Annotated in this window: 22 protein-coding genes and 1 pseudogene; 6 read left to right on the top strand and 17 right to left on the bottom strand. The window is 65.4% G+C overall.

All coding sequences use genetic code 11. The features are described 5' to 3' along the window. Positions 1 to 40 precede the first annotated feature (40 nt). The gene (grpE, locus tag JAO75_RS13355; RefSeq protein ID WP_199049634.1) at positions 41 to 661 is read left to right on the top strand and encodes a nucleotide exchange factor GrpE; all 621 of its coding nucleotides are present in this window, start codon (positions 41 to 43) and stop codon (positions 659 to 661) included. 221 nt (positions 662 to 882) lie between these two features. Then, positions 883 to 1518, top strand: coding sequence for a trimeric intracellular cation channel family protein (locus JAO75_RS13350; protein WP_343234614.1), 636 nt, complete (start codon positions 883 to 885; stop codon positions 1516 to 1518). On the opposite strand, the gene JAO75_RS13345 is transcribed toward JAO75_RS13350, so the two are convergent. The 4 genes from JAO75_RS13345 to dapB form a co-directional block, all read right to left on the bottom strand. Then, complete coding sequence (locus tag JAO75_RS13345) at positions 1515 to 2456, bottom strand: discoidin/SUN/FTP domain-containing protein (protein ID WP_199049633.1); 942 nt, start codon at positions 2454 to 2456, stop codon at positions 1515 to 1517. The two genes, JAO75_RS13350 and JAO75_RS13345, sit on opposite strands and share 4 nt — an antisense overlap. A 43-nt stretch (positions 2457 to 2499) precedes the next feature. Further along, positions 2500 to 3120, bottom strand: a complete 621-nt coding sequence (locus JAO75_RS13340; protein ID WP_199049632.1) for an alpha-ketoglutarate-dependent dioxygenase AlkB family protein — start codon at positions 3118 to 3120, stop codon at positions 2500 to 2502. Between the two features lie 142 nt (positions 3121 to 3262). Continuing rightward, positions 3263 to 3883 carry a 2,3-bisphosphoglycerate-dependent phosphoglycerate mutase gene (locus tag JAO75_RS13335; RefSeq protein ID WP_199049631.1) on the bottom strand — a complete coding sequence of 207 codons (621 nt, stop codon included), beginning with the start codon at positions 3881 to 3883 and terminating at the stop codon, positions 3263 to 3265. A 40-nt stretch (positions 3884 to 3923) separates the two neighbouring features. Then, the gene (dapB, locus tag JAO75_RS13330; RefSeq protein ID WP_199049675.1) at positions 3924 to 4730 is read right to left on the bottom strand and encodes a 4-hydroxy-tetrahydrodipicolinate reductase; all 807 of its coding nucleotides are present in this window, start codon (positions 4728 to 4730) and stop codon (positions 3924 to 3926) included. A gap of 106 nt (positions 4731 to 4836) precedes the next feature. On the opposite strand from dapB, the gene JAO75_RS13325 reads away from it, so the two are divergent. Next, a complete protein-coding gene (locus tag JAO75_RS13325) occupies positions 4837 to 5469 on the top strand; it encodes a histidine phosphatase family protein (RefSeq protein ID WP_343234613.1) in 633 nt (210 codons plus the stop codon). 154 nt (positions 5470 to 5623) lie between these two features. On the opposite strand, the gene JAO75_RS13320 is transcribed toward JAO75_RS13325, so the two are convergent. The 8 genes and pseudogenes from JAO75_RS13320 to JAO75_RS13285 all read right to left on the bottom strand — a co-directional run. Further along, complete coding sequence (locus JAO75_RS13320) at positions 5624 to 5926, bottom strand: DUF1330 domain-containing protein (RefSeq protein WP_199049629.1); 303 nt, start codon at positions 5924 to 5926, stop codon at positions 5624 to 5626. Positions 5927 to 5929: 3 nt separating this feature from the next. Beyond that, positions 5930 to 6217 (bottom strand): DUF1330 domain-containing protein, encoded by a 288-nt coding sequence (locus JAO75_RS13315; protein ID WP_199049628.1) that lies wholly within the window; start codon positions 6215 to 6217, stop codon positions 5930 to 5932. 88 nt (positions 6218 to 6305) lie between these two features. Next, the gene (blaOXA, locus tag JAO75_RS13310) at positions 6306 to 7103 is read right to left on the bottom strand and encodes a class D beta-lactamase (RefSeq protein WP_199049627.1); all 798 of its coding nucleotides are present in this window, start codon (positions 7101 to 7103) and stop codon (positions 6306 to 6308) included. Between the two features lie 8 nt (positions 7104 to 7111). After that, positions 7112 to 7834, bottom strand: a complete 723-nt coding sequence (pyrF, locus tag JAO75_RS13305; protein WP_246742488.1) for an orotidine-5'-phosphate decarboxylase — start codon at positions 7832 to 7834, stop codon at positions 7112 to 7114. Positions 7835 to 7842: 8 nt separating this feature from the next. Then, the gene (locus JAO75_RS13300; protein WP_199049625.1) at positions 7843 to 8466 is read right to left on the bottom strand and encodes an rRNA adenine N-6-methyltransferase family protein; all 624 of its coding nucleotides are present in this window, start codon (positions 8464 to 8466) and stop codon (positions 7843 to 7845) included. Positions 8467 to 8666: 200 nt separating this feature from the next. Continuing rightward, positions 8667 to 9812, bottom strand: coding sequence for a molecular chaperone DnaJ (dnaJ, locus tag JAO75_RS13295; protein ID WP_199049624.1), 1146 nt, complete (start codon positions 9810 to 9812; stop codon positions 8667 to 8669). Positions 9813 to 10018: 206 nt separating this feature from the next. Continuing rightward, positions 10019 to 11941 carry a molecular chaperone DnaK gene (gene dnaK, locus JAO75_RS13290; RefSeq protein ID WP_199049623.1) on the bottom strand — a complete coding sequence of 641 codons (1923 nt, stop codon included), beginning with the start codon at positions 11939 to 11941 and terminating at the stop codon, positions 10019 to 10021. A gap of 250 nt (positions 11942 to 12191) precedes the next feature. Beyond that, a pseudogene (locus tag JAO75_RS13285) lies at positions 12192 to 12419 on the bottom strand (DUF6894 family protein); the annotation flags it as partial. A gap of 240 nt (positions 12420 to 12659) precedes the next feature. Between JAO75_RS13285 and JAO75_RS13280 the strand changes: the two are divergent. Both JAO75_RS13280 and JAO75_RS13275 read left to right on the top strand, forming a co-directional pair. Beyond that, positions 12660 to 13394, top strand: a complete 735-nt coding sequence (locus JAO75_RS13280) for a Crp/Fnr family transcriptional regulator (RefSeq protein ID WP_199049622.1) — start codon at positions 12660 to 12662, stop codon at positions 13392 to 13394. A 330-nt stretch (positions 13395 to 13724) separates the two neighbouring features. Then, the gene (locus tag JAO75_RS13275) at positions 13725 to 14201 is read left to right on the top strand and encodes a cupin domain-containing protein (protein WP_199049621.1); all 477 of its coding nucleotides are present in this window, start codon (positions 13725 to 13727) and stop codon (positions 14199 to 14201) included. A 57-nt stretch (positions 14202 to 14258) separates the two neighbouring features. On the opposite strand, the gene JAO75_RS13270 is transcribed toward JAO75_RS13275, so the two are convergent. From JAO75_RS13270 to JAO75_RS13260, 3 genes are all read right to left on the bottom strand, one after another. Continuing rightward, entirely contained in the window at positions 14259 to 15122 is an 864-nt protein-coding gene (locus JAO75_RS13270) for a bifunctional helix-turn-helix domain-containing protein/methylated-DNA--[protein]-cysteine S-methyltransferase (protein WP_246742494.1), read from the bottom strand. 214 nt (positions 15123 to 15336) lie between these two features. Then, complete coding sequence (locus JAO75_RS13265) at positions 15337 to 16215, bottom strand: calcium-binding protein (protein ID WP_199049619.1); 879 nt, start codon at positions 16213 to 16215, stop codon at positions 15337 to 15339. Positions 16216 to 16717: 502 nt separating this feature from the next. After that, positions 16718 to 17227: a DUF2244 domain-containing protein gene (locus tag JAO75_RS13260; RefSeq protein WP_199049618.1), complete on the bottom strand. Its 510-nt coding sequence runs from the start codon at positions 17225 to 17227 to the stop codon at positions 16718 to 16720. 20 nt (positions 17228 to 17247) lie between these two features. On the opposite strand from JAO75_RS13260, the gene nth reads away from it, so the two are divergent. After that, positions 17248 to 17991, top strand: a complete 744-nt coding sequence (gene nth / locus JAO75_RS13255) for an endonuclease III (RefSeq protein ID WP_199049617.1) — start codon at positions 17248 to 17250, stop codon at positions 17989 to 17991. A 119-nt stretch (positions 17992 to 18110) separates the two neighbouring features. Here the strand turns inward: nth and JAO75_RS13250 are convergent, their stop codons facing one another. After that, positions 18111 to 18359 (bottom strand): hypothetical protein, encoded by a 249-nt coding sequence (locus JAO75_RS13250; RefSeq protein ID WP_199049616.1) that lies wholly within the window; start codon positions 18357 to 18359, stop codon positions 18111 to 18113. Positions 18360 to 18362: 3 nt separating this feature from the next. Continuing rightward, the gene (locus tag JAO75_RS13245; RefSeq protein WP_199049615.1) at positions 18363 to 19160 is read right to left on the bottom strand and encodes an undecaprenyl-diphosphate phosphatase; all 798 of its coding nucleotides are present in this window, start codon (positions 19158 to 19160) and stop codon (positions 18363 to 18365) included. Between the last annotated feature and the right edge of the window lie 145 nt (positions 19161 to 19305).

The following is a 19305-nucleotide window of genomic DNA, read 5'->3' as shown; positions in this document are numbered from 1 at the left end:
GCCCCGAACCCTTGTTTCTCCCACCTTCAGTTGATCGACCATGAATCCGAACGACCCGGAAAACCAGAACGCGGCCCCGCAGGCCGAGCCCGCCAACGACGCTGCCCCCGAGGCTGCTTCCGCGCCCGAGGCCGACCCGATTGCCGTTCTCGAGGCCGAGAAGACGGATCTGAAGGACAAGCTCCTGCGCCTGATGGCCGACATGGAGAACCTGCGCCGTCGCACCGAGCGCGAGATGGGCGATGCCCGCACCTATGCGGTGGCGAACTTCGCCCGCGACATGCTCAACGTGGCCGACAATGTGCGCCGCGCCATCGAGAGCGTGCCGGAGGAGGCGAGCAAGACCGCCGAGGGCGCCTTCAAGGGCCTGATCGACGGCATCGACCTCACCGAGCGCGACCTGCTCAAGACCCTGGAGCGCCACGGGGTGAAGCGGCTCGAGCCGCAGGGCCAGAAATTCGACCCGAACCTGCACCAGGCCATGTTCGAGATCCCCAACGCGGAGGTGCCGAACGGCACGGTCCTGCAGGTGGTCCAGTCCGGCTACGTCATCGGCGACCGCGTCCTGCGCCCGGCCCTGGTCGGCGTCTCCAAGGGCGGCCCGAAGGCGGCCGCCAACGGGGCCGGCGGCGAGACGGCGGACAATTCGTCGGCGTCCTAAACCGATTAGCACTGCGCTTTTCCCTCCCCCTTGCGGGGAGGGGTAGGGTGGGGGTCGGAAAGTAAGGCACTGCCTGTGGCGAGAAGAGCTCCACATGGTTACAGTGCCCGGAACATCGATCTCTCACCCGGTCGCACCACCCCCACCCGGCCGCTTCGCGGCTGTCCCTCCCCGCAAGGGGGAGGGAAATCGGCGGTGCCGCCGGTCAGCGCAGGCCCGACGTGAACTTCCTTCAATCCATCCCCTTCGAGACCATCGGAGTTGCCGTCTTCGCGCTCTCCGGCGCGCTCATGGCAGCCCGCAAGGGCATGGATCCGTTCGGGTTCGCACTTCTGGCCACGCTCACGGGCGTTGGCGGCGGCACCATCCGGGATCTGCTCATCGGCATCCGGCCGGTCTTTTGGGTGGGGGATCCGACCGATGTGCTCGTCTGTCTGATCGTGGCGGAACTCGTCTTTGCCCTGGGCCCCAAGCGCGTCGTGCAGATCGAGGGCGGGCGGCAGGGCCGGCTCCTGCTCTGGGCGGACGCGCTCGGCTTGGCCCTTTTCGCCGTCTCGGGAACCGCCAAGGCCCTGGGCGCCGGAGTTCCGGTCCTGTCGGCGGTGGCGCTCGGCACTGTTACGGCCACCTTCGGCGGCATCATCCGCGATATCTTCGCGGGAACGACGCCCCTTGTCCTGCGCCAGGAGATCTACGTCACGGCGGCGGCTCTGGGGGCTTCCGTCATGGTGGCCCTGCAGGCTTTCGGCCTCGACCCGTTCTTCAGCGCAGCCGCCGGTTTCGGGGCCGCTTTCACGTTGCGGGCGCTGGCCATCCTGCGCGGCTGGTCCCTGCCGGCCTTTCCGGCTCGGGACTAGTAGGCATTCATCTCCACGCCGTCGATCACCGCCCGGAAGCGGCGCAGATTCTCGTCCCGCTGCTCCACCCGGGTGAGGCCCACCATGCGCACGTAGCGGCCGGGCTCGAAGCGGATGGTCTGCATCACGATGACGGGCTGGCCCGAATCCGCCTCCACGGCCTTGGCGACGATCTCGTGCCAGTCCTGGCCCTGGAAGCGGAAGGCTTCCGAGCGCTCGACCCTGATGTCCTTGAGGATCTGGTTGGCGTTGAGGGCCGCGCGGGCGAAAAGGTTGCGCTGCTCGCCGGCGGGCGGCGCAGGGCTCAAGGAGGCGGCCATGATCAGGATCGGCTGCTCCACCGCCTTGATCGTGTCCTTGGGACCGTCCGTGAACAGCACGGAGTTGCCGGAGATCGCCCGAACGGGCCTGAATCCCGCCAGGTCGCCGAGCCGGAACGGCAGGGCGGAGACCTGCTCGTCGATGGAGATCGGCCCGCGCAGGGCAACGGATTTCAGGGCGTCCCGGATCTGGTCTTCGCTGTAGCCGTCGCTGCCGCCGCGCACCTGCGCGATGATGAGGCCGGCCATGTCCTGGCCCTTGACCGCCATGACCCATTTGCGCCCTTTCACGGGGCCTTCCATGGTGCCGCCGATCAGCACCCCGGCCTTGTCGCCGAGCTTCAGGGTCTCGCGGGAGGTCTCGTTGAGGCCCTGGCGCTTGAGGGCATCCTTGGTGAAGCCCTTCACCACCTGCTCGTAGGCCTCGGCCGGCATCTCCACGAGGTTGATGGCCGCGGCCTTCTCCTCGTTTTCGAACCCGCTGAACCGTCGCGACACGGTCATGTCCTGCGGCGGCACGATGCCGATTCGCGACGCGGGCGGAAACACGGGCTCGGCCGCGAGGGCCGCCTGAACTGACAGAACGAAGCCCAATGCAGCGGCTGCGATAGCTTTCATGGGTGCCCCTCCACAATCGTCGCGGACAATTTCGTCGCCAAGGCTAGAGCGCCTTTTCCACCTTGCGCAAGGTGAGATTGAGCCGCCCGCCCTGCGGCAGCAGGTCCGAGCTGCCGGCGTTGAGCCGGTCGATGCCATGATAGATCAGCCGGGCCGGCCCGCCGAACACGATCGCGTCACCAGAGCGGAGCCTGATCGATTTCGTCGGATCCCCGCGCTCCAGCCCGCCATAGCGGAACAGCGCCGTGTCGCCGAGCGACAAGGAAACGACGGGCGCGTCGAACGCCTCCTCGTCCTTGTCCTGGTGCATCCCCATGCGGGCCGTCGGTTCGTAGAAGTTGACCAGGCAGGCGTCGGGCGGGTGCGGGTAGCCGCTCAAGTCCTGCCAGGCCCGCAGCACCTGCTCGGGCATGGAAGGCCAGGGCTCGCCCGTCTCGGGATGCGCCGGCTGGTAGCGATAGCCCTGCACGTCCGACACCCAGCCCAGCCGCCCGCAATTGGTCATGCGCACGGAAAACGGCTTTCCCGTGCGCGGCATGCGCGGGGTGAAGAGCGGCGCGGCCTTCGTGATCTCGCGCAGGGATTGGAGCAGCTGCTCCTGAGCCGGGCGGTCGAGGTAGTCGGGATAGTAGGTGAGGCCGGGGCTAAGGGTGATGGCGGACATATCTTTTATCGTGGCACGCTCTGCTCTCGACCGTCATCCCCGGACTTGTTCCGGGGATCCACGTCTTGAACCCGCTTAAAACGTGGATGGCCGGGACAAGCCCGGCCATGACGTGAAAGGGTGCAATAACGCTATCCGTGTCTTACCCCTCCAGCACTTCCTTGCTGGCGACCGTCGTGTCCTCGTTGAGCTTGTAGACGAGCGGGATTCCCGTCGCGAGCTCGAGGCCCGGGATCGTCTCGGAGGTGAGGCCGTCGAGCACCATCACGAGGGCGCGCAAGGAATTGCCGTGGGCGGCCACCAGCACGCGCTCGCCGCGCATCACGCGGGGCAGGATCTCGCGGATGTAGTAGGGCAGCACGCGGGCCACCGTGTCCTTCAGGCTCTCGCCGCCGGGCGGGGGCACGTCGTAGGAGCGGCGCCAGAGATGGACCTGCTCCTCGCCCCAACGGGCGCGGGCGTCGTCCTTGTTCAGGCCGGCAAGATCGCCGTAATCGCGCTCGTTGAGCGCCTGGTCGGCGATGGTCTTGAGATCGGGCTGGCCGATCTCCTCCAGGATGAGCTTGCAGGTGCGCTGGGCGCGCGACAGATCGGACGTGAAGGCGATGTCGAACTGGACGCCCATCTCCTTGAGCCGCTGGCCGGCGGTGCGGGCTTCCTGCACGCCGAGATCGGTCAGGCCCGGGTCCTTCCAGCCGGTGAACAGGTTCTTGAGGTTCCATTCGCTCTGGCCGTGGCGGGCAAGCACAAGAAGGCGGTCCATGTCGTTAGCGTCTCCTGAAAGATATCGTGTGGGCGTGATTTTAGAGCTGATCGAGGCCAAGGACATTGGCCATGGTGTAATAACCCGGCTTCTTGTCGAAGCCCCAGAGGGCGGCCCTCACGGCGCCGCGGGCGAAGAGGCCCCGGTCCTCGGCCCGGTGCGCCAGCTCCAGGCGCTCGCCGGCTCCGGCGAAGATCACCGAGTGCTCGCCGACAACGGTGCCGCCGCGCAGGGTCGCAAAGCCGATATCGCCGGGGTTGCGCGCACCGGTATGCCCGTCGCGGCTGCGCACGGAGCGGTCCTTGAGCGACACCTTCCGTCCTTCCGCCGCCGCCTCGCCGAGAAGCAGCGCCGTGCCCGAGGGCGCATCCACCTTCATGCGGTGGTGCATTTCCAGCACCTCGATGTCGAAGTCCTCGCCCAACGTCGCCGCCGCCTTGCGCACGAGGCCTGCGAGCAGGTTGACGCCAAGCGACATGTTGCCGGACTGGACGATGCGCGCATGGCGCGCGGCCGCCTCCAGCTTGGCGAAATCGGCTTCCTGAAGGCCGGTGGTGCCGACCACATGCACGATGCGCGCCTGAGCGGCGAGCGCGGCGAAAGCCACGGTGGCCGCAGGCGCCGTGAAGTCGAGCACGCCGTCGGCCTGGGCGAAGACGGTCAGGGGATCGTCGGTCACGGTCACGCCGAGCTCGCCGGTGCCGGCGAGAAGCCCCGCATCCTGCCCGAGAGCGGGCGAGCCCTCCCGCTCGATGGCGCCGACGAGGGCGCAGCCTTCCGCCTCGGCCACGGCCTTGATGAGCATGCGCCCCATGCGTCCGGCGGCTCCCACCACGACAAGTCGCATCTCGCTCATGGCCGTTCTCCTGTTCTGTCGCGTGCGGATATAGCGGCTTCATGCTCGCCTGAGAAGTTCAGGTCAAGTTTCAGAAGCTTGACCTTGTCGGCCCAACATGGGAGGTCCACCAGAGGGTGGTCGGATACACGGCGCTAATCTTATGCTTTACCTGCTTCGCCACGGAGAAACGACCTGGAATGCGGCAGGCCGCTATCAGGGTCATCAAGACTCTCCCCTCACACCTCGCGGTCGTGATCAGGCTGCATCCTTGGGTCGTATCCTATCCCGACTGCACCGATTTTCTAAAGACCCCCTCCTTGCCTATGTCAGCCCGCTTGGGCGCGCTCAGGAATCAGCCGATATCATTGGGCGTCATGTAAGCCTTAACCGTCTTGATGAACCTCGAGTCATGGAGGTCTCGATGGGCTCTTGGGATGGCATGACTCATTATGAGGTCTCGATGGAATATCCCGAGGCTTTGGCCGAATCCAGCCGCTATGACTGGTATTTTCGCTCTCCGGATGGCGAAAGCTTGGACGCTTTCGTCACGCGCATTTCATCCTGGCTCAAGGACGCACGCACCCCCGCCGTCGTCATTTCGCATGGTGTGACGGGACGCATTATACGCGGTTTGTACCTGGGGCTGTCGAGGAGTGAGATGCTGGAGTTGCCTACGCCTCAAGATGGTCTGTATGCGCTCGACTCCGGCAGCGTCCGGTTCATCGCGGAAGCCGACGTCGTGAGCTAGGAAGAAGCGAGCATCTTACTGCGGCCCCTCTCCCGACCCTCGCTGACGCGAGGGCCACCCTCTCCCACCGCAAGTCGGGTGTTCCCGACTTGCGCATTCAGAATGCCGATTCTGGGAACACCCAGGATCGGGTGGGGAGAGGGCAGGCGCTGCTTCACCCCGGCTGCGGTCCCTCGTAGCCTTCGATGATGATGATGTCGGCGACCGCGTGGCCGTCGCGCTCGGCTTTCGCCGCCTGATACTCGGGCGAGTCCCAGCACTCCAAGGCCGCCTGATAGCTCGGGAATTCGATCACCACGTTGCGCGCCCGGGCCTCGCCCTCGGCGACCCGGTAGGCGCCGCCGCGCACCAGGAAGCGGGCGCCGTATTTGGCGAACGGCACTGCGTTCGCCTTCACATAGTTCTGATAGGCGTCGGGGTTCGAGACGTCGACGCGGCCGATCCAGTAACCCTTCATGGTTCAAGCTCCTTCCACGAGAACGAATTCGGCCACGCAGGCGCCGTCGCGCTTGGCCTTCGCGGCCTGGTATTCCGGCGAATGATAATAGGTCCTGGCCTGCTCCACCGAGTCGAACTCGATCACCACGTTGCGGGGGCGCGCCTCGCCCTCCAGCGCCTCATAAGCGCCGCCGCGCACGAGCGGCCGGCCGCCATATTGCCTGATCGCCTCCGTGGCGCCCTTGGCGTATTCCGCATAGGCCTCGGGGTTCGTGACGGTCACGCGGGCAATGACATAGCCTTTGGGCATCGGGCGCTCCTTTGGAGGATTCGGGTGTGGCAGCGAACGCCAGGGCGGCCGCAGCGTCAAGCCGCCGTCGCGGGTTTTCCGGGGAGGATCAATCGGCGATGAGAGCCGGCAATTCCGCCAGCAGGCCGTCGCGGGCGCGGAAGCTCGCCACGGAGTTCTCTTTCCGCTCGTCCCGGATCAGCCGCGCGAACAGGATCCTGCGCTCGCCCTTCTGCGCCCATCCCACGAACCAGCCGAACTGGCGGGAGCGATCGAACGTGCCGTCCCGCCGCGGCTGAAAGCCCGTGCCGGTCTTGCCATAGGCCGTCCAGCCGTCGGGCAGCGGGAAGACGGGCATGATCGCGAGCGTCATGTCGCGGGCTTTGCCTGAGACCGGCAGTTCTTGCTTCAGGAGTTTGCGCAGGAAAGCGATCTGCTCGACAGGCGAGATCTGCAGGGAGGAGGCGCTCAGCCATGCGCGGGTCAGGCCGTTGGCCTTACCCCTGTCGCCGCTGACGTCCCGGTTGCCGTACCCGAACGCGTCGGCATAGCGCTTGAACCGTTGCTCGCCCAGCTCGCGGGTCAGAACGTGCGAGTACCAGACCACGGAATCCTTCAGCCAGGAGCGCGGGTTCTTGGTCCCCTTCCAAGCCTCGTTCCAGGATTTGTACTCAGGCCTGTAGGGCCAGGCAGGCTCGTCCTCGTCCTCAAGGATGCCGGAGTCAAAGCCCATCAGGCTCAACGGAACCTTGAAGGTGGAGGCCGGACTGCTGCGGCGCTCGCAATCGCCCTCGCGCTTCAGCACGCGGCCGGTCTCAAGCTCGGTGACGAGGGTGCAGGCATCGGCCCGGGCCGCGCCGGCGAGCGCGAGCAGGCAGGAGCATGCAAGGAGCAGGCGAGCCAGCATGGCGTGTCTCAGGCGCCCGCGATGTCGCGCACGATGGCTTCCGCCGCCGCGCGCGGATCGGCGGCCTTCACGATGGGGCGGGCCACCACGAGGTGGTTGGCGCCGAGCCGGATGCCTTCCGCCGGCGTGACGATGCGCTTCTGGTCGCCTGCGTCCGCGCCGGCCGGGCGGATGCCGGGGGTGACGATCAGGCGGTTGCGGCCGACGATGGAGCGCACGCGCTGCGCTTCGGTGGCGGCGCAGACAATGCCATCGATGCCAGTATCGCGGGCCTGCTCGGCGCGACGCGCCACGAGTTCCGCCGCCGGGACGGGGGCGTAGCCCGCCTCCATGAGGTCATTGTCGTCGTAGGAGGTCAGCACCGTCACGGCGAGAATCTTCAGGCCCGTGCCGGCCTTTCCGGCCACAGCCGCCCGCATGGTCTGCGGATAGGCGTGGATGGTCAGGAACGTGGCGCCGAGACGCGCTACCGAGCGCACGCCTTCTTCCACCGTGTTGCCGATGTCGTGCAGCTTCAGGTCGAGAAAGACCTTCTTGCCCTGGCCGATCAGTTCGCGGGCAAATTCGAACCCGCCCGCATAGGCGAGCTGGTAGCCGATCTTGTAGAAGGTGCCGGCGTCGCCGATGCGCTCCACGAGGGCGCGGGCCTCCTCGACGGAGGGAACGTCGAGACCGATGATGAGCCTGTCGCGGATGTCGCCTTCGGAAACGGGATTGGTCGGAAGGGACATCGCGGCGCTCATGGGTTCATGACCTTGTTGTAGACCCAGACGCGGGCCGGGGGCAGGTTGCGCCAGATCCGGTTGGAGGCGCGGGCGCTGTAGCTGTCCGAGCGTGCCGGGATCGGCGGCACCACCGCGTAGGTGAACTGGATGAAGGGCGCACCCGGATGCATCATCGCCTGGGCGGCCTCCAGGAGTTCCAGGCGCTGGTCCATGGGCTTGGTGAAGAGCGGCAGGCTCGACACGGTGGCGGCTCCCGGCTCTGCCAGGATGCCCGAGAGCGTCTCCTGCAGGTCGTAGGCATCGCCCTGGATGATCGTCGCCTTGGGGAAGCGGCGCTTCAGCAGCTGGCAGAATTCGGGGTTGTACTCGATGAGGACCAGCCGGTCCTGGGCCACGCCGCGGCGGATCAGGGCATCGGTCACCGGTCCGGTGCCGGGACCGAGCTCGATGACCGGGCCGGGAATGCGCGGGTCCACATAGGCGGCCATGGTCCGGGCCAGGACCTTGCCGGACGGGGTGACCGCGCCGACGGTGAGCGGTCGTTCGAGCCAGGAGCGCAGGAAGCGCGCCTCATCCTGGAAGCGATCTTTCTTGAGAGGGATTTTCCGGGCCGTTGGCCGTTGGAACGACTGAACCACTAAGCTGACCCCTCGATCTCGCAGATCACGTTCGCTCTTTAGAACCTAGGCATCGATCCCAAAACTGGAAGGCACTTTTGGGATCGATCCGATGCTTATCCTCTCAGGCAGCGCATCGTCTAGAGCGGAAAAACCGGATCCACTTTTCCCTGACGTGGCCCTGCGGGTCCGCACGATGGCTTGAGAAAACGACCGTCAAGTTAAGTTGATCCGCCCAGACCGTCGAGAAACTCGCGGAATCGCGAGAAAAATCCCGAGCTTTCCGGGTGGTTTTCCTTGGAGCACTCCTGGTCGAACTCCATCAGGAGCTCGCGCTGGCGCTTGGTGAGCTTCTGCGGGGTTTCCACAACAACCTGAATGTAGAGGTCGCCGACGTCGCGCGAACGGAGCACCGGCATGCCCTTGCCGCGCAGGCGGAACTGCTTGCCAGTCTGGGTGCCCTCGGGAACCTTCACGAGCGCGTCGGTGCCGCCGAGCGTCGGGACATTGAACTCCCCGCCGATCGCCGCCGTCACCATGGAGATCGGCACGCGGCAGAACAGGTCCGCGCCGTCGCGCTGGAAGAACGGATGGGCTTTGAGCGACAGGAAGATGTAGAGATCGCCCGCGGGCCCGCCGCGCACGCCTGCCTCGCCTTCGCCCGCAAGGCGGATGCGCGTGCCGTCCTCGACGCCCGCCGGAATGTTGACCGAGAGGGTGCGCTCGCGGGTGACGCGGCCCGCACCGCCGCAGGACGTGCAGGGATCGTCGATGACCTCGCCGCGTCCATGGCAGTTGGGGCAGGTGCGCTCGATGGAGAAGAACCCTTGCGTCGCCCGCACCCGGCCAGCGCCGCCGCAGGTCGGGCAGGCCTTGGGCTTGGAGCCCGGCTTCGCGCCGCTCCCTGTGCAGGCCTCGCAGGTGACGGAGGTCGGGATCCTGAGTTCCGCGTTCTTGCCGTGGAAGGCCTCGTCGAGGCTGATCTCGAGGTTGTAGCGCATGTCGGCGCCACGCTCGCGCCCGCCGGCGCTGCGTCCGCGGCCCCGCGCGCCGCCGGCATCGCCGAAGAAGTTCTCGAAGATGTCCGACATGAAGTCGGAGAAATCGCCGTTGAAGCCCGGCCCTCCGGCGCCGCCGCCATTGGCGAAGGCCGCATGGCCGTAGCGGTCGTAGGCCGCGCGCTTCTGGCCGTCCGAGAGGGTCTGGTAGGCCTCGTTGATTTCCTTGAACTTGACCTCGGCCTCGTGATTGCCGGGGTTTCGGTCCGGGTGATACTGCATCGCGAGCTTCCGGAAGGCGGATTTCATCTCCGCATCGGTCGCGGTCTTCGCGACGCCCAGAACCTCGTAGTAATCGCGCTTGGACATGTCAGGCGCCCCTCGGAGCGATGGGCCGCTCCGTCTTGTTCATCGTCCGCATTGCATGCGCTGCACAGGGAAAGGCTCCACAAGCCTTTGCCGGAATATCGCGAAAAGCGGTCGGTTGATCGGTCATCGGTGTTTCAAGCCCGTTTCATGAAAACGGCACCCGGTCATGAAACCGGGTGCCGAATTCTTCAGAAAGCGCTCGCCATTTAGGCGCGCTTTTTCTTGTCGCCTTCGTCGACTTCCTGGAAGTCGGCGTCGATGACGTCGTCCTTCTGGGCATTGTCGTCGCCGCCTTCGGGCTGCTCGCCGCCTTCCGCAGCGCCGGCCTGAGCCGCGTACATGGCCTCGCCGAGCTTCATGGAGGCCTGCATCAGGTCCGTGGTGCGGGCCTTGATGACCTCGGGATCCTCACCGGCCAGCGCCTGACGCAGCGCGTCGATGGCGGTGGTGATGCCCTGCTTGTCGGCCTCCGACACCTTGTCGCCGTATTCGGTGAGCGACTTCTCGGTGGCGTGGATCAGGCTCTCGCCCTGGTTCTTCGCCTCGACGAGCTCGCGGCGCTTCTTGTCTTCCTCGGCATGAGCCTCGGCGTCCTTCACCATCTTCTCGATGTCGGCGTCCGAGAGACCGCCAGACGCCTGGATGCGGATCTGGTGCTCCTTGGCCGTCGCCTTGTCCTTCGCCGTGACGTTCACGATGCCGTTCGCGTCGATGTCGAAGGTCACCTCGATCTGCGGCACGCCGCGGGGCGCGGGCGGAATGCCCACGAGGTCGAACTGGCCGAGCAGCTTGTTGTCCGCCGCCATCTCGCGCTCGCCCTGGAAGACCCGGATCGTCACCGCGTTCTGGTTGTCTTCCGCCGTGGAGAACACCTGGCTCTTCTTGGTCGGGATCGTGGTGTTGCGGTCGATCAGGCGGGTGAACACGCCGCCGAGCGTCTCGATGCCGAGCGACAGCGGGGTCACGTCGAGGAGCAGAACGTCCTTCACGTCGCCCTGGAGCACGCCGGCCTGGATGGCCGCGCCGATGGCCACGACCTCATCCGGGTTGACGCCCTTGTGGGGCTCCTTGCCGAAGAAGTTCTTCACCACTTCCTGGATCTTCGGCATGCGGGTCATGCCGCCGACCAGAACCACCTCGTCGATGTCGCCCGGCGAGATGCCGGCATCCTTGAGGGCCTTGCGGCAGGGCTCGATGGTCTTCTGCACGAGGTCGTCCACGAGCTGCTCGAACTTGGCGCGCGAGAGCTTGAGGGCCAGGTGCTTGGGACCGGAGGCATCCGCCGTGATGTAGGGCAGGTTGATCTCGGTCTGCGAGGTCGAGGACAGCTCGATCTTGGCCTTCTCGGCCGCTTCCTTCAGGCGCTGAAGGGCGAGCTTGTCCTTGGTCAGGTCGATGCCCTGCTCCTTCTTGAACTCCGCCGCCAGGTACTCGACGAGGCGCATGTCGAAGTCTTCGCCGCCGAGGAAGGTGTCGCCGTTCGTCGACTTCACCTCGAACACGCCGTCGCCGATCTCGAGCACGGACACGTCGAAGGTGCCGCCGCCCAGATCATAGACCGCGATCATGCCGGTCTGCTTCTTGTCCAGGCCATAGGCCAGGGCAGCCGCCGTCGGCTCGTTGATGATGCGCAGGACCTCCAGGCCGGCGATCTTGCCGGCGTCCTTGGTGGCCTGACGCTGGGCGTCGTTGAAGTAGGCCGGAACCGTGATGACGGCCTGGGTGACCGGCTGCCCGAGATAGGACTCGGCCGTCTCCTTCATCTTCTGAAGGGTGAAGGCGGAGATCTGCGAGGGCGACATCTGCTTGCCGTCGGCCTCGACCCAGGCGTCGTTGTTGCCGCCCTTCACGATGTGGTAGGGGACGAGGCCCATGTCCTTCTTGGTCATGGGGTCGTCGAAGGTGCGGCCGATCAGGCGCTTGATGGCGAAGAACGTGCGCGACGGGTTCGTGACCCCCTGGCGCTTGGCCGGCTGGCCGACGAGGCGCTCGCCGTCGTCCGTGAAGGCCACGATGGACGGGGTCGTCCGGGCGCCTTCCGCGTTTTCGATGACTTTGGGCGTCGAGCCTTCCATGACTGCGACGCAGGAGTTGGTGGTGCCGAGGTCGATACCGATGACCTTACCCATGGCGGGATCCCTCACTTTCAAGCAGACCGCCGAGCCCTCAAAGCAGCTCGGCCCATGGCTTACATGTTGCTGACAAATTGCCGGAGCCGCCTCAACCGAGCCGTGCCCCGTGCTGGCGCTGATATAAGAAGGGGTTTTCAGAGCTGCAAGACGATCATGGCGGCGAGTTTGCGCCAATTCATCGGAGCCGGCCCCTGTTGCATTCCTGCAATAAGGGCCGCAGGCCAGGGCCTCTGCCCCGGAATCCGGGTCAGGCGGGCCGGTTTTCGGGGGTGACCTCGACGATCAGGCTGAGTGCTGCCCGCAGGACCACCTGCCCGGCTTCGTCCCTGACGCTGACGATGAAGGTTTTCTGGTTGCCGTCGGGGAGGGCATCCCGCGCCAGGTCGGGCAGGGCCTTCTGGGCCTCGATCCTGGCCATTTCGACGCTTTCCAGCTCGATTCCGTCGGTGTCGGAGATGAGACGGCTGCCATCATAAGTATCGAAAAAAAGCGTGCCAACGGCATTCCCTCATGGCCTGGTGTCTGACAACTCAAGCAAAGGCTGGTTTGTTCGGCATTCCTTAGGGGAAACGGAAAGGCCTGGAAATTCAAGCGGCTGGCGGCCTCGATCAATGGCTGGCCAAGCGGAGGGCTCGGGCCTACCATGCAGGCGCATAGCCGGTATGGCTGTGGCTGGTTGTGGGACATCGTGCCCGCGAGAAGGAGCCCGACCAGGATGGCCCATTCCCCCAACGCCCTGATGATCCGCAAGCTGGACAGCATCTTCTCGCTGTCGGACGAGGAGAGGCAGGTCCTTGGCAGCCTCCCGGTGCAGGTCGCGACCTTCAAGCCCGACCGGGACATCGTGCGCATCGGCGACCGCCCGTCCCAGTCCTTCATGGTGCTGCAGGGCTTCACCTGCGTCTACAAGCTCACCGCCGAGGGCAAGCGCCAGATCGTGGCCTTCCATGTGCCCGGGGACCTCCCGGACCTCCAGAGCCTGCACCTGAAGGTCATGGACCACAGCGTCGCCACGGTCAGCGCGTGCACGCTGGGCTTCATCCCCCATGAGGCCCTCTACGACCTCTGCAACCGCTATCCCCGCATCACCGCCGCCCTCTGGCGCGAGACCCTCGTGGACGCCTCGATCTTCCGGGAGTGGATGACCGGCATCGGCCGGCGCGAGGCCTACAACCGGATGGCCCATCTCCTGTGCGAGCTGCTGGTGCGCCTGAAGGCGGTGGGCGTGGCGGAGGACGAGACCTTCGACCTGCCCGTCACCCAGACCGAGCTCGCGGATGCCATCGGGGCCAGCACGGTCCACGTCAACCGGGTCCTGCAGGAGCTGCGGGCCGACGGGCTCATCCGGAGCAGGGGAACGCAGATCCAGATCCTGGACTGGGATCGCCTGAAGGAGGCCGGCGATTTCGACCCGCTTTATCTGCACCTTCGGCAGGACGGAAAGGCTTGAACAGGGACGGGTGGACGCGGCAATACCCAAGCTTCCTGTGGTTCAAGACGGCGGGCTCGGCGTTTCCCCTCCGATTCTCCATGATCGGCAAGAGCTGATCGCTCTTGAACCGCTCGGTGCGCTCATGCTCCTGCGCCGCGGTCTGTTCGGCCGTCGGTTCGCAGACGCCCCATTCCTTGAACATGCGGGGCCCCCCCCCCTCCGGGGCGACGCCTCTCAAAGCCTCAGCGGCCCGGAAACCAAGGCGCGCGCCGGAGCCGCGCCTGTGCTATATTTGCGGTTCTCACGTGACCTGTGTTGGGGGGCAAGGAACTTCAGAGGAGGAGTCCTATGAAAGTGCTTCTGCTCTCTGCCGCATTGGCCATGCTGGCAGGGTCCGTTCTGGCTCAGGACGCTCAGCAACAGCTCCGGGAGCCCGTCATCGTTCAGCCCGACAAGCTGTCCTGGATGCCCAACCGTTCCCTGCCTGAGGGCGTGATGAGCACAGGCCTGCTCGGCGAGTCCAACAAGCCGGGGATCTACGTGCGCCGGCACAAATTCCCTGCAAATTACCGCATTCCGCCGCATACCCATCCCGATATGGAGATGGTGACCGTCATCAGTGGAAGTCTTGGGGTGGCAAAGGGTGAGGCCTACACCATGGAACCGGCCGGCATGCTCAAGGCCGGAGGCTTCTTCGCCATGCCCGCGAAGACCACCCATGTTGTCTGGACGGGGCCTGAGGAGACGGTGATCGAAGTGCATAGCACCTCTCCAACCAACATCGACTACGCCAACGCCGCTGACGATCCGCGTAAGAAACCCTGAGCCTGAGGCGCGAAACTGCGGAGCCGACCGGGTCCGCAGTTTCGCGGTTGATGGCGCCTAAGCGACCGGCGGGGCCACACTCCGCCCAGCCTCCCACCCCAGGATCGCCTGCTTGCGGGTGAGTCCCCAATGATAGCCCGTGAGCGCGCCCGAGCGGCCGAGCACCCGGTGGCAGGGGACCACGAAGGAGACCGGGTTCTTGCCCACGGCCGCACCCACGGCTCGGGCTGCGGCGGGCTTGCCGATGTGGCGGGCGATGTCGGAATAGGTGGTGGCCCGGTCGCGGGGGATGCGCAGCAGGGTCTGCCAGACCCGGACCTCGAAATCCGTGCCGATCAGCACCACCCGGAGCGGCTGCTCGGCCTGCCATTGCGACGGGCTGAAGATGCGCTTGGCCACGGGCCCCGTGGCGGCCGGGTCCTCCACGTACTCGGCCTTGGGCCAGCGGCGGGTCATGTCGGCGAGCGCCGCCGGACGGTCGCCGTCGTCCACGAAGCCGAGGCCCGCGAGCCCCCGGTCGGTCACGATCAGCAGCGCCTCGCCGAAGGGCGAGGGATGGAAGCCGAAGCGCATGGTGAGCCCTGCGCCGCCCGCCTTGTAGTCGCCGGGCGTCATGGCCTCATGGGTCACGAACAGGTCGTGCAGCCGGGCCGGTCCCGAGAGGCCGAGCTCGTAGGTGGTGTCGAGCACGCTCGCGGAATCCGCCAGCAGCGCCTTGGCGTTGTCGAGCGTGATCGCCTGGAGAAAGGCCTTGGGGCTCAGGCCCGCCCAGCGCCGGAACAGGTGGTGCACATGGGTGGTGGAGAGCCCCACATGGTCGGCAATCGCCTCCAGCGAGGGCTGCTCGCGCCAGCGCTCGGAGATGAACGCAATGATCCGGCGCACCCGCTCATAATCGGAATGGGGCTCGTCCGGCACCATGAGGTCTGCCGGCTCAATGGTGATGTCGCGCAAGGTATCGAGCATGGGAATGATCCTTCATTGCCGACCATCCTAGCCATTGGGTGAGCACGCGACACCCGATTTCTGTTGCGCATCCCAAGGCACTGCCGACCCTAAGGAGCGTGTTCCATCGAAGCCCATGAAAAACCCTGCCTCGAAGGGCAGGGTTCTCACGCAGGAAGGGCCAAATCCGTCAGAGCAGGAAGTCTGACCCGTAGAGCTTGACGACGGAACTGTTCACCTGAACGCTGAAGTCGGCCTTGCCGTCGCCGTCGACGTCGCCGCTGACCTTGAACCCCTTCGAGGTCCTGTCCCATTCCAACTCGCCAGCCTTGCCGGTGAGTTCGGCCACGAATTTGAAGCGCTGGTTGCCAGCGGCCTTCGCATTCGCGTCGATGGCGGAGAAATCGATCTTGTCGCCCCGCAGGAAGTCGGTGATCACGTCGCAGGCGGCAGCGGTCACGCCGCTGTCGCCCTTGGACTTGAAGATGAATTTGTCGAAGCCGTTGCCGCCGCGAAGAATGTCCCTGCCGGACCCGCCGTAGAGATCGTCCCTGCCGACACCGCCCCGAAGATCGTCCTTGCCGCGTCCGCCGAGCAAGTCGTCGTTGCCGCCCTCGCCGCAGAGAAGATCGTCATTCGCCCCACCGGAGAGCGAATCGTCTCCTGTGCCGCCGTAGATGTCATCGTCTCCGATGCCGCCCCTGACGTCGTCATCGTCGTCGCCGCACAGGATGTCATCGTCGTCCTCGTCCTCATCATCCTCATCGTCCTCATCCTCGTCGTCTTCGAGGTCGGCGGCCTTGAGAAGGCGAGCCGCCTCGATCGACAGGCCCGTGATGGCGACGAGCGAGGTTTCACCATCCATGAGGGTGATATCGCTGACGATTCCGGTGTCGGGCAGGAAACTGCTTCCCGAGAGGCCAGTGCCCTTCAGGGTCAGCGTATAGCCGGCGTAGGATCCCGATGTGAACTTGACCGTCCAGGTGGTGGCGGTTGCCGTAATGTCCGGTGTGGCATCCTCGAAAAGATCGTCGAACAAGTCGAGGTCGATGAAGGACTTCTTGCTCATCAGGTTTTGCCCCTAGCTAAGTTAAGCTTTGCATTCATAGCATGCTCAATCTGACAATAATCCGATAGGCCAGAAATACTTTAGGCTACGTTTCGGAAGCATGGAGGGGGCACAAGACCTACTGAAAGAGCTCCGGGCTGTGACGTGGATGGCCAGGACACACCGTACCATGACGGGAGGGAGCGAACGTGTGTTCTCATTTTGTTCTTGACTGTTGCCTTAAGCTCGGCTATATCGTTGTGCATTCCCGCCCTTCGAGGGGCGCGCTCGCGAGGCGTCGCAGGAGTGGGGTGGGAAGCGGTCCCGCCGCAGGTCTCGCACGCCTGTGATCGCGGGTGGCCGATCCTGGCCTGACCAGGTCCGCTGAAACAAACCGCGCGTGACGAGCAGTCTGGCTCTCACTTACCAACACCACATCGAGCCGGGCTGCCCAGCACGCCACCCTCGACTGACCTTCAGGCTCGCAGCACATCGCTGCGGGCCCCAAGGCGCTGGCTCTTTCTCAATAGCCCCGCTTCACATCCGCCAGGGCGCGGCCCAAGGCTTCGGCCAGGGTCTCCCGTTCCGGCGGGGAGAGGTCGCGGGCGATCACCACGTGCTTGTTGCGGGAGGTGAGCGCAAGCTTCTGCATGCCGTATTCGTCGTCGACCTCCCGGTCGAGGCGGGTCCAGAGCGGGTTGAACTGCCAGTCCTTCACCTCGCCTTTGGGGCTGACTTTTCGGAACAGGAGCCGGATCGGGGTCAGCTCGAGTAGCTCGAAGGCGTCGCCCTGCCGGTAGCTGACCCGGAAGGCGATGTAGAGGCCGAGGAAATCGAGGCCGAAGAAGCCGGCCACGGGCCAGAAGCCCATGACCACGAAGGGGATGCTGGCCACCAGGGAGGTGAGGCAGACCAGCACCATGACGATCCTGAAACCTTGCGGGCTCAACGACCGATGCGGGCGGATGACGGCCGAAAACACCGGCTGCTCGAACCGGTCCGCGCCATCAAATGTCGCCTTGCTGCCTGCCATAGCATGGATATAACGCAGAGATGTCCGATCTGAAGCAGACCTCCCGTCGCATTTCCAAGGCGAAACCGAAGCCCTCCGTGCCGGCGAAGGCCGTGGGCAAGGCCGTGCGCTCGCGCATGCCGAAGCCGGTCGACCGGGCCACCATGGTGGAGATCTTCCGCCGCTGGCATGCGGCCGATCCCGAGCCCAAGGGCGAGCTCGACTATACCAATCCCTATACGCTGCTGGTCGCCGTGACGCTGTCCGCCCAGGCCACCGATGTCGGCGTCAACAAGGCGACCCGCGGGCTATTTGCCGTCGCCGACACGCCTCAGAGGATGCTGGAGCTTGGCGAGGAGGGCCTGCGCCAGCACATCAAGACGCTGAACTTCTTCAACACCAAGGCGAAGAACGTCATCGCCATGGCCCGGCGCCTGGTGGAAGAGTTCAACGGCGAGGTGCCCAACTCCGTGGAGATCCTGGAGACCCTGCCGGGCGTCGGCCGCAAGACCGCGAGCGTCGTGGTCAACATCGCGTTCCGAGACCCACGCGTAGCCGTCGACACGCACATTTTCCGCGTCACCAATCGCCTGCCGCTCGCGATCACCAAGACGCCGCTCGACACGCAGGTGGCGCTGGAGAAGCTGATCCCGGACGAGTACCGGCTCCACGCGCATCACTGGCTCATCCTGCATGGCCGCTACATCTGCAAGGCCCGCAAGCCCGAATGCTGGCGCTGCCAGGTCAACGACCTGTGCCGCTACCCGGACAAGACGATTCCGTGAAACTCGGTGTCATCCCCGGCGAGCCATAGGCGAGGGGAGGGGATCCATAGCGCAGCGCGTGCGAGTGGATTCCCTTCCCCTCCGCTGCGCTCCGGCCGGGAATGACACTGTGAGTGCAGCTACCGCCTCAAGCAGTGCGGCGCGGAGCGTGTGCAGGCGATGCCCGGCGTCGAGCAGGCGAGCCCTTGCGACGTGCGGCTGCAGACGACGTAGCCGTCGGTCCATTCCAGGCACGTCGCATCCGGCGCGCCGTCCTTCCTTGCCGCACGAGGTTCCGCGCTCATGCCGAAAAGAACCGCGAATGTTACAACCAGCAGCGCGACTGCAATGGAGAGGGTGACGGCCAGAGCCTCGTCGCGCGACAGCATGGATCAGCCGTAGACGATCAGGCCCGCAAGGCCCGCGGCCCCGGCGAGAATGCGCCAATAGGCGAACGGCGTGAAGCCGTGGCGCGACACGTAGTCGAGCAGCATTTTCACCACCACGAGTGCGGCCACGAAGGCGGAGATGAAGCCTGCCACGATGATCGCGGCATCGTTGGCCGAGAGGATCTTGTAGTTCTTCAGCAGGTCGTAGGTGAAGGCGCCCGCCATGGTGGGCATGGCGAGGAAGAACGAGAATTCCGCCGCCGCGCGTTTCGAGGCTCCCATCAGCATGGCGCCCACGATGGTCGCGCCGGAGCGCGACACGCCGGGGATCATGGCCACGCACTGGATGAGGCCGATCTTGAGGTACATGGACAGGGGAAACCGGGTCGCGTCGGTCTTCGTCGCCTCCAGGGGCATCCGGTCGATGGCCAGCAGCACGAAGCCGCCGACGATCAGCGTGATGCACACGATCCAGGGGTCGAAGAGCACCTCCTTGATGAAGCCGTGCAGCACCGCGCCGATCAGGGCGGCGGGCAGGAAGGCCACCAGCACGCCGATGACGAAGTGGCGTGCCATCGGGTCGTGCGGCAGGGCCTTGGCGATCGACCAGAGCTTGTTAAAGTAGACCGACAGGATCGCCAGGATCGCGCCGAGCTGGATCAGCACCTCGAAGGTCTTGCCCGTGGACTCGAAGCCGAGGAAGTGGCCGACGAGGAGCAGATGGCCGGTGGAGGAGACGGGGAGAAACTCCGTCAGCCCTTCGATGAGGCCGAGAAAGAGCGCCTCGATGATTTGCGACATCGTTGGAAATCCTGAGAACGGCGCCAGATGCGGGGGCGCCTCGACCTCTGTCAAGAAAGGTTTGCGCTGCAGGCGCGGCCCTTCTGCGTCAGAGGCATGAGATTCACCATTATTCCTTACCAACCCTTAACGAAGCACGGCCTTA

This window comes from Microvirga splendida (assembly GCF_016427565.1).
In the GTDB taxonomy this organism is placed as follows: Bacteria; Pseudomonadota; Alphaproteobacteria; order Rhizobiales; family Beijerinckiaceae; genus Microvirga; species Microvirga splendida.
Note: the sequence above shows the minus strand (reverse complement) of the source record. Positions and strands in the feature narration are given on the sequence as shown.